The organism is Actinophytocola sp., assembly GCF_036555685.1.
Taxonomy (GTDB): Bacteria; Actinomycetota; Actinomycetes; order Mycobacteriales; family Pseudonocardiaceae; genus Actinophytocola.
Genome location: NZ_DATBKY010000018.1, coordinates 1 through 2980, shown reverse-complemented (window position 1 = coordinate 2980; position 2980 = coordinate 1). Strand labels below are relative to the sequence as shown.

At 74.7% G+C, this 2980-nt stretch carries 5 protein-coding genes; 3 read left to right on the top strand and 2 right to left on the bottom strand.

Annotation, left to right across the window (positions count from 1 at the left end):
- Both VH969_RS01895 and hemE read right to left on the bottom strand, forming a co-directional pair.
- Positions 1 to 181 (bottom strand): FAD-dependent oxidoreductase (locus tag VH969_RS01895; protein ID WP_331969313.1); only part of this gene is annotated, 181 nt, incomplete at its 3' end.
- Positions 178 to 1203, bottom strand: a complete 1026-nt coding sequence (hemE, locus tag VH969_RS01890) for a uroporphyrinogen decarboxylase (protein ID WP_331969310.1) — start codon at positions 1201 to 1203, stop codon at positions 178 to 180. The genes hemE and VH969_RS01895, both read right to left, overlap by 4 nt.
- 169 nt (positions 1204 to 1372) lie before the next feature.
- Between hemE and VH969_RS01885 the strand changes: the two genes are divergently transcribed.
- The 3 genes from VH969_RS01885 to VH969_RS01875 form a co-directional block, all read left to right on the top strand.
- Positions 1373 to 1570, top strand: coding sequence for a hypothetical protein (locus VH969_RS01885; RefSeq protein ID WP_331969307.1), 198 nt, complete (start codon positions 1373 to 1375; stop codon positions 1568 to 1570).
- 53 nt (positions 1571 to 1623) lie between these two features.
- Positions 1624 to 2208 carry a DUF3000 domain-containing protein gene (locus VH969_RS01880; RefSeq protein ID WP_331969304.1) on the top strand — a complete coding sequence of 195 codons (585 nt, stop codon included), beginning with the start codon at positions 1624 to 1626 and terminating at the stop codon, positions 2206 to 2208.
- Between the two features lie 13 nt (positions 2209 to 2221).
- Positions 2222 to 2980: ribonuclease D (locus tag VH969_RS01875; protein ID WP_414638411.1), on the top strand; the 759-nt coding region annotated here is incomplete at its 3' end.

Sequence of the window (2980 nt, the reverse complement as noted above, 5' to 3'; positions counted from 1 at the left end):
CCAGCATCGCCTCCGCCCCGACGTCGATCGGGACGTCCGCCACGGACGCGACACGCAGCTTCCCGCCGACCGTCGGCGCGGCTTCCAGCACGACGACGTCGCGCCCCGACGACGCGAGCGTCCGCGCCGCGGCGAGCCCGGAGATCCCGCCGCCGACGACGACGCCGACCGGCCGGCTCACAGCGAGTGGACCAGCGCGACGATCCGGGTGAGCACGTCGGGGTCGGTGTCCGGCGGCACACCGTGCCCCAGGTTGAAGATGTGCCCCGCCGCCGCGCGGCCCTCCGCCACCACGCGCAGCACCTCGGCCTCGATCACCGGCCAGTCGGCGTGCAGGATCGCCGGGTCGAGGGTGCCCTGCACCACCGCACCCGGGCCGAGCCGCCGCGCCGCCTCGTCCAGCGGCACCCGCCAGTCGACGCCCACCACGTCCGCGCCGGCCGAGCGCATCGATACCAGCAGCTCGCCCGTCCCCACGCCGAAGTGGATTCGCGGGACGAGACCGGCCAGCGGTTCCAGCACCGCGCGGGTGTGCGGCCAGACGTAGCGGTCGTACTCGGCACGCGACAGCGCCCCCGCCCACGAGTCGAACAGCTGCACGGCTGCGGCGCCGGCGTCGATCTGGACCCGCAGGAACTCGCGGGAGACGACGGCCAGCCGGGCCAGCAAATCCCGCCACAGCACCGGATCGCCGTGCATGAGCGCCTTCGTCCGGGCGTGATCCTTCGACGGGCCGCCCTCGACCAGATAGGACGCCAGGGTGAACGGCGCCCCGGCGAACCCGATCAGCGGGGTCGCCCCGAGCTCGGCCACCAGCGACCGCACTGCCGTCGAGATGTAGGGCACGTCGGACGGCACCAGTTCGCGCAGCACGTCGAGGTCGCTCGTGGTCCGGACCGGCTTCTCCACCACCGGTCCGACGCCGGGCACGATGTCGACCCCGACACCGACCGCCACCAGCGGCAGCACGATGTCGGAGAACAGGATCGCGGCGTCCACCCCGTGCCGGCGCACCGGCTGCAGCGTGATCTCGGTGACCAGCGCCGGGTCGCGGCACGCGTCGAGCATCGCGGACCCGGCCCGCAGCGCGCGGTACTCGGGCAGGGAGCGGCCGGCCTGACGCATGAACCACACCGGCGGATACGGACCGGGACGGCCGGTGGCGGCGCGCACCAACAGCGATTCGGGGAGCGACTCGGACATCACCGCCATGGTCGCACGGCAGCCTCGGCGCACCGATCGTCGGCGCCTGAGCGTCATCGGCGACGCGTCTCGATGTCCTCGTCGGCGCGCCTGAGTGCCATCGTCGGCGGCCCGTGCGACCGTGGCCGTACGCCGCGATATGCCCGACCGCGGCGCAAAGGAGCGCGCCATGACCAACGAGCCCGTCCACGACCTGGTCTTCGCCGCCGACTGCCCGATCTGCGGCCGCGCCGGCACCGTCGTGGCGCCGGACTGCTGCGCCGAGGGGCACGACGGCGCCTGCCCGGACCGGATCTGCGTCGACTGTTGCAGCGCGCTGTTCGTCGATCCTGACCTCGGTCGGGCCGCTGGCTCCCGGACCGCCTGATGCCCGCGCCGCTGTTGCCCGTCGGCGCGTCCGCCGGTGGCGAGGTGAGTGACGTGGACGAGGACGTCGAGCCCGGCGATCTCGGCGACGCCTCCGGACGGCCGCAGCTGTTCCGGGACGCGGTGGCCAGCCTCACCGGCGCCGCGGTGCGCCGCGAGGTGCGCGTCGAGCCGCTGCGGCCCCCGCAGCGGCTCGCCCCGTGGAGCTACGCGATCTCGGCCGAGGTCCGCTCCGGCGCGGGTGACGAACTCGCCACCGGCCGCCTCGTTCTGCTGCACGACCCGGACGGCGCCGAGGCGTGGGACGGCGTGCTGCGGCTGGTCGCGTTCGCCTCCGCCGAACTGGACCCGCAGATGGGCACCGACGAGATGCTCCCGGCCGTCGGATGGAGCTGGCTGATCGGCGCGCTGGACGAGCGCGGCGCCGCCTACCGGGCCGCGGGCGGCACGGTCACGCAAACCACGTCCACCCGCTTCGGCGACATCGCCGGACCGCAGACCGCAGTCGCGCTGGAGGTGCGGGCGAGCTGGACGGCAGACACCACGGACATGCGGCCGCACCTGGCCGCGTTCGTGGATCTGCTCTGCCTCGCGGCCGGGCTGCCCCCCGAGGGCGTGACGATGCTCTCGCCGGCGTGAGATCCTCCCGGGCGTGAGCGAGGACGCCCCGGCCGAGGACATCCCACTTCTGCACGAGCCGGCCGACGGCGTGCCGGACCCGGTGACCTCGCATCGTGCCCTGGCCGCCGTCGTCGAGCGGATGGCCGCCGCGCAGGGGCCGGTTGCCGTCGATGCCGAACGCGCCTCCGGATACCGGTACAGCAGCCGCGCCTATCTCGTCCAGCTGCGCCGGGACGGTGCCGGGACCGCGCTGATCGACCCGATCGCGCTGCCCGCGCTCAGTTCGCTCAACGCCGCGCTGGCCGCCACCGAGTGGATCTTCCACGCGGCCAGCCAGGACCTCGCCTGCCTGGCCGAGGTCGGCCTTCGCCCGCCGCGGCTGTTCGACACCGAACTCGCCGGACGGCTGCTCGGGGACGAACGGGTCGCGCTGGGCACGATGGTCGAGCAGCATCTCGGCGTCCGTCTCGAAAAGGGCCACTCGGCCGCGGACTGGTCCACCCGGCCGTTGCCGCACGAGTGGCTGGCCTACGCCGCGCTGGACGTCGAGCTGCTCGCCGCGCTCCGCGACGCCCTCGCCGCGGAGTTGCACGCCGCCGGAAAGGACGAGTGGGCGCGGCAGGAGTTCGAGGCGGTGCGGCTCGCGCGGGCGCCCGTCCCGCGCGCCGACCCGTGGCGGCGCACCTCGGGCATCCACACGGTACGGAGCCGGCGCGAGCTCGCCGTGGTCCGCGCGCTGTGGCTCGCGCGTGACGAGTACGCCGCGCAGCGTGACATCGCACCCGGGCGG